Origin of the sequence: Vibrio nigripulchritudo ATCC 27043 (genome assembly GCF_000222685.1) — a bacterium.
GTDB classification, from domain to species: domain Bacteria; phylum Pseudomonadota; class Gammaproteobacteria; order Enterobacterales; family Vibrionaceae; genus Vibrio; species Vibrio nigripulchritudo.
Genome location: NZ_AFWJ01000119.1, coordinates 1 through 6,189 on the forward strand (window position 1 = coordinate 1; position 6,189 = coordinate 6,189).

Below are 6,189 nucleotides of genomic sequence, written 5' to 3' on the forward strand. Positions count from 1 at the left end.
TCTGCGGGAATATGTTCGCCGGGCAATACTCTAACCTGATCACCAATCTTCAGACTTTTTACTGGTAGCTGTGAACCATCCAGCTTGGTCGCCATAGACGGAATCAGTTTTAACAAGTTTGCGCTTGCAGCAGCCGCTTTTCTTCGGGCACGCATCTCCAGAAATCTTCCTAATAGAAGGAAGAAAGTGAACATGGTAATGGATTCGAAAAAGACTTCACCTTGCTCAGTAACCGTTGCGACTAGGCTGGCGATATAGGCAAAGATAAGCGCAAGCGATACAGGCACATCCATACCCAGAGTTCGTCCTTTCAGACTGCGCCAGGCATTCATGTAAAAAGGCAGAGCAGAGTAGAGCAGCACAGGGGTGGCAAAGATAAGACTCACAACGCGGAAGTACTGTTTGAACTCGGTATCCAAGTCCCCAAATACTTCAAGGTAAAGTGCGACAGCAAGCATCATCACCTGCATGGTGGCTAAACCTGCGATCCCCAAGCGGTAAAGGTATTGCTTCATCGCCCGATGATAACTGGCTTCCTGCTGATCGGCTTCGAATGGTGCCGCTTTGTATCCTAATTGGTGTACTGTCGCCAGCAAGTCGCTCAGTTTTGCTTTGGACTTGTCCCATGCCAGTATGGCTCGGTTGGTGGTTGTGTTCACGCGAATCGACAACACGCCTTGCTGATTTACCAACTGTTTTTCAATCAGCCAGGCACAGGCAGCACAAGACACTCCTTCGAGTGACAATGTCACTTCTGACTGGTGTTCTGACTGACGCACAAACTCAGACTGCACTTCCTCATTGTCATAGTGAATCAGGTTTCTAAGTTGCTCTGGAACTAAATCGGCTTTTTCTGCAGGGGCAGTTCGGTATTGGTAATAAGAAACCAAACCGCTATCAACGATGGTTTGGGCGACGGATTCGCAACCGGGGCAGCACATATCGCGCTCTTCCCCTAAAATTTCGACTTTAAACTCAGTGTTGGCTGGTACTTCTTCACCACAGTGGTAACACTCTTTTGTCATCGATTCAGTTACCTAGTTGCGTCGGAGCCTGGGAAGGGAATGTGACTTTGCCCTGAATGAGCCATTCTTTGTTGTGAGGTTCAACTTCTACAAACCAAGGACCCTGAATTTCGTTATCGAGGCTAAAACCATACTGACCACGACCATTGGCAGATAAGGTTTGAGAAAAGTCTCTATCGGCCAGAGTACGGTGAGAAAATGTCACGATAAGTGCAGGAAAATGATCCAGTTCCCCTTTGTTAAAGTCCACAATGATTCGGTCACCGCTGGTTGAGATGCTTGCGGTTAACCCTAAATCTTTTGCCACATTCTGTTTCGAGATATCGATATTGATACCTTTTCCTTTTTTATAGTAATCCTCGGCAACCAGAGACACAGAGTTTTTAGAAAAAATACCAAGCGTGACGAAACTTGCCACAACAACGGTAGCTGGAAGCGCGATCAGGAACCACGGCCAAAACTGTTTATACCAAGGCTTTACCATAGAAAAATTCTCAACAACGGAATATAGATTTAACTTAAAGAAAAGACAGCCCCATGAAAAGGGGCTGTATAGATATGTACTATTTGTCTGAGTTAGTCAGGCTCCAGACATAAGCAGAAACAAGCTGAACTTTGTCTTCGCCCAGCATGTCTTTCCAAGCTGGCATCACACCCTGACGACCGTACATAACCGTCTCAGTGATGTCGGCACGCGTATCGCCGAACAGCCATATCTGGTCAGTCAGATCAGGCGCACCAAACGCTGGGTTACCTTTACCGTCTGTACCATGACACGCTGCACATGCTGCAAAGCGCGCTTTACCGGCTGCTGCTTCACGTGCATTCACTTTACGACCAGACAAACTCAAGGTGTAGGTGACAACTTCACGTACGCCTTGTTCGCCGAACGATTCACCCCATGCAGGCATCGCACCGATACGACCGTTCATTACCGTGTTAACGATAGCCTGCGGCTCACCACCGTAAAGCCAAGCATTGTCAGCTAGGTTAGGGAAACCTTTCTGACCACGAGCATCCGACCCGTGACACTGCGAACAGTTCTGCAGGAACAAACGCTGACCAACCTTAATCGCTTCTTCATTTTTAGCGATTTCGGGAATGTCGTTCAGTTCACCCGCTTCGTTGTATGCCAGTTTGCGGAACGCTTCACCAAAGTAGGTATCTGCATCATCCAGCTCTTTAGCGTATTGATCCAGTCGCTTGTCTTTTTGCGCTTGCGCAATTCGATCACGAGATTCCTGAATCGTTGTTACAGTTTGGTCGGAACTCTGCCAACCCAGAAAACCTTTGAAGTTACCTAAACCCGGAAACAAAGCCAGATAAATAACAGCAAACACAAAGGTGCTTACAAACAGATACGTCCACCACTTTGGAAGAGGGTTGTTCAGCTCGCGAATACCATCGTATTCGTGCCCCATATCAACACCATCTTCCACACCCATTTTGTCCTTTACACACCAGTAAAGTAGGGCAGCACAACCCAGCAACGTACCAACGGTAATAACAATTACCCAGAGACTCCAAAACGTATTCATTCTTTGGTCACTCCTTCGTCACTTTCAGAGGGTTTCTGCTCGTCGGCAAACACCAGGTTTGCATCTTCTTCAAAACGTTCTTTGCGGCTTTTACCGTAAGCCCACCAAACCACGCCTAAAAAGCTAACGAACAACACTATGGTCCATATACTATGAATAGTACCGATATCCATAATTCCCCCTTACTTCATCGCATGACCAAGAGATTGAAGATAAGCAATGATGGCATCCATCTCTGTTTTACCTTCTACGTCTTGTTTTGCGTTTGCGATTTGATCGTCGGTGTAAGGAACGCCAAATTGATCACGGAAGACAGTCATCTTCTTCTGAGTCAGTTTGCCATCTAATACGTTTTCTTCCAGCCAAGGGAAGCCTGGCATGTTGGACTCTGGTACCAACTCGCGAGGGTCGATCAAGTGAACGCGGTGCCACTCATCGGAGTAACGACCACCCACACGTGCCAAATCAGGTCCAGTACGTTTGGAACCCCACAAGAATGGGTGTTCCCAAACACTTTCTCCTGCAATGGAGTAGTGACCGTAGCGCTCAGTTTCAGCACGGAACGGACGAATCATCTGGCTGTGACAAACGTTACACCCTTCACGGATGTAGATATCACGACCTTCCATTTCTAACGCACTGTATGGGCGAAGATTCTGAACAGGCTTTGTTGTCTGATCTTGGAAAATCAACGGAGTAATCTCTACCAACGCACCCAGACTGATTGCGAAGACAATCAAAATGGCCATCAGACCAACGTTCTTCTCAACAATCTCGTGGCGGTTATTTGAATTCGAACTCATTAGTCAATCTCCTTATGCCGGTTGCGCTACAGCTTTTAAGCTGTCTTTAGGGGCAGTGATTGTCTTATAAGCGTTGTATGCCATTAAGAACATACCAGCCAGGAAGATGAAACCACCAAGGAAACGAACAAAGTAGAACGGGTAAGATTGCTCTACAGATTCAACGAAGCTGTAAGTTAGCGTACCGTCGGAGTTAACCGCACGCCACATCAGACCTTGCATTACACCAGAGATCCACATTGCGACGATGTATAGAACCGTACCAATAGTTGCCAACCAGAAGTGGGTGTTGATCAGGCTAACCGAGTACATACGCTCCTGACCGAACAGTTTCGGAATCAGGTGATAAACCGAGCCGATAGAAACCATCGCAACCCAGCCAAGCGCACCAGAGTGTACGTGACCAATTGTCCAGTCGGTGTAGTGAGACAGCGCGTTGACCGTCTTAATAGACATCATAGGACCTTCGAACGTCGACATGCCGTAGAAAGACAGCGAAACGATCAGGAATCGAAGGATAGGGTCATGGCGAAGTTTATGCCACGCGCCTGACAGAGTCATAATACCGTTGATCATGCCACCCCAGGATGGAGCAAACAGAACCAGAGACATCACCATACCCAAAGACTGAGTCCAGTCGGGTAGTGCTGTGTAATGTAGGTGGTGAGGACCAGCCCAGATGTAAAGAGAAATCAGAGCCCAAAAGTGAACGATAGACAAACGGTAAGAATAAACTGGTCGTTCAGCTTGCTTTGGAACGAAGTAATACATCATGCCAAGGAAACCTGCGGTAAGAAGGAAACCTACGGCGTTGTGACCGTACCACCACTGTACCATCGCATCGACGGCACCGGAGTAAATAGAATAAGATTTACCCATTGCAACTGGAATGGCCATACTGTTCACGATATGAAGAACCGCGACAGTAATAATAAAGGCACCGAAGAACCAGTTTGCTACGTAAATATGAGAGGTCTTTCGCTTGATTAAAGTACCGAAGAATACGACGGCATAGGCAACCCAAACAAGGGCGATTGCGATATCGATAGGCCACTCAAGCTCTGCATATTCTTTACCCGAGGTATAACCCAAAGGCAGAGTAATTGCAGCGGCTAAGATAATTGCCTGCCATCCCCAGAAGGTAAAGGCGACAAGAGGACCACCGAATAAACGAGTTTGACACGTACGCTGCACAACGTAATAGGACGTTGCAAAAAGGGCGCTAGTACCAAACGCAAAAATAACCGCATTAGTATGGAGGGGACGTAAGCGACTGTACGTCAACCACGGCGTATCAAAGTTAAGCTGTGGCCAGACTAATTGAGCGGCGATCAAAACACCAACTGCCATTCCGACAATTCCCCAGAGTATGGTAACTAAGGTAAACTGCCGAACGACCGTATAGTTGTAGTTTTGTTCTAGCTGCTTTTCTTGGCTCATTTGCATGCTTCCAAATTTTTATTAACTACACTTTTGCTTCCAACACGACATTTGTCGTAATGCCACCAAATCGGTCGAGGAATTGTCGTTTTTTCATACTGTTAATTCCTTTTAACGATTTTAATAAAAAGCGGCATTTTCAATGTGCCACTATACTGGAACTAACATATCAATGACAGGAAATTAACCTCACTTATACTCCGGTCATTCAACTAATTGTTAAAAATTTGAAGTTTGTTACATAGAGGAAAAACTTAAATGCCTGCACAGAAATTAACACCAGCCCGACTCACTCAAATTGTCGTCATGTTATTGATTTTAATAGCAGCATTTACGTGGCGCACACTTGATCAAGATCAAGGAAACATTATCGATTGTGTGGTTAAGACATGCCAATTTTCACTAAACAAGCAACCATTCGAAATACGCGTTACCGAACATGACATCTATATTGTAGGTGACTCTGATAAGTTTCGCGTATCTGTTAATAACAATATAGTTAGTGCGGATAAAAATAATTCAAACTGGTTAATTTCCAAACAACAAAAATATGATCACATTTTGATAACAAATAAAGAAAACGGGGATTATGTGAAGGTCATTCATAAAGAAAAATAGCGCTCTCATATTATTGAGCAATTGGTAATAAATAGATGCGGTGAACCGTTTATTCCTGTATAAAACAAAATAGAATTAGTTACTTGTTTCATACCGTAAAAAATGAAGTTGATATCCGCGTTTTCCCATTGCTCTGATGAGTCTGAAGCTGTAATTGATCTGAGTTCGCAAATTCCTGACGATATCAACCCATCTCTCATTCTTTGCTACTTCACTGAAGAATACTCCGCCAAAGCACTTAAAAATCAACTGACTCAACAGTTTCCGGATACCCCGATTCAAGGGTGCACGTCCTGCCGTGGCATTTTGACAGAAAAGGGTTTCCATAGAGGGCCCGTTGTCGGGCTTATGATACTTGCCGACTCCCAGAGTACTTCAGCTTATGGAACAGGAATAAGCGACGGCTGCCTGGTCTCGGCTGCGCAAAATACCAAAAAGGTATTGAGAGAAGCCATTCAGAACAGCGGAAGAGTTGGCGAACTGCCAAGTCTTATCATTGTGCATGCAACCCCAGGGTTTGAAGAACCGGTTATCGACGCCATCTACCAAGAGTTTGGCACTCTGGTGCCTCTTATTGGTGGCAGTGCCGCTGATCACTCACTTGAAGGCAAATGGCACGTATTCACCGAGCAAGCTACATCTCAGGAAGGAATATCCATTTCGGTGTTGTTTCCTTCGTCACCTTGCGAAACAGGGTTCCACACTGGTTATTCCACAACTGGCGTCAGTGGAGAAGTCACGAAAGTAGGGCACCGCTCCATACTT

General features: G+C 45.7%; 8 protein-coding genes. 2 read left to right on the forward strand and 6 right to left on the reverse strand.

Annotation, left to right across the window (positions count from 1 at the left end; translation table 11 throughout):
* From RH89_RS11880 to ccoN, 6 genes are all read right to left on the reverse strand, one after another.
* Positions 1-1,025: heavy metal translocating P-type ATPase metal-binding domain-containing protein (locus tag RH89_RS11880; protein ID WP_004402104.1), on the reverse strand; the 1,025-nt coding region annotated here is incomplete at its 3' end.
* A gap of 4 nt (positions 1,026-1,029) precedes the next feature.
* Entirely contained in the window at positions 1,030-1,509 is a 480-nt protein-coding gene (locus tag RH89_RS11885) for a FixH family protein (RefSeq protein WP_004402105.1), read from the reverse strand.
* 79 nt (positions 1,510-1,588) lie between these two features.
* A complete protein-coding gene (gene ccoP, locus RH89_RS11890) occupies positions 1,589-2,563 on the reverse strand; it encodes a cytochrome-c oxidase, cbb3-type subunit III (RefSeq protein ID WP_004402106.1) in 975 nt (324 codons plus the stop codon).
* Positions 2,560-2,736, reverse strand: a complete 177-nt coding sequence (locus RH89_RS11895; protein WP_004402107.1) for a cbb3-type cytochrome oxidase subunit 3 — start codon at positions 2,734-2,736, stop codon at positions 2,560-2,562. The genes ccoP and RH89_RS11895 overlap by 4 nt, the downstream gene beginning before the upstream one ends.
* A 9-nt stretch (positions 2,737-2,745) precedes the next feature.
* Entirely contained in the window at positions 2,746-3,366 is a 621-nt protein-coding gene (gene ccoO, locus RH89_RS11900) for a cytochrome-c oxidase, cbb3-type subunit II (protein ID WP_004402113.1), read from the reverse strand.
* A 12-nt stretch (positions 3,367-3,378) separates the two neighbouring features.
* Positions 3,379-4,806: a cytochrome-c oxidase, cbb3-type subunit I gene (gene ccoN, locus RH89_RS11905; protein WP_022590816.1), complete on the reverse strand. Its 1,428-nt coding sequence runs from the start codon at positions 4,804-4,806 to the stop codon at positions 3,379-3,381.
* Positions 4,807-5,064: 258 nt separating this feature from the next.
* On the opposite strand from ccoN, the gene RH89_RS11910 reads away from it, so the two are divergent.
* Both RH89_RS11910 and RH89_RS11915 read left to right on the forward strand, forming a co-directional pair.
* Complete coding sequence (locus RH89_RS11910) at positions 5,065-5,424, forward strand: hypothetical protein (RefSeq protein WP_004402117.1); 360 nt, start codon at positions 5,065-5,067, stop codon at positions 5,422-5,424.
* Positions 5,425-5,526: 102 nt separating this feature from the next.
* Positions 5,527-6,189, forward strand: a 663-nt coding sequence (locus RH89_RS11915) for an FIST N-terminal domain-containing protein (RefSeq protein ID WP_004402119.1), incomplete at its 3' end; no start/stop codon positions are given.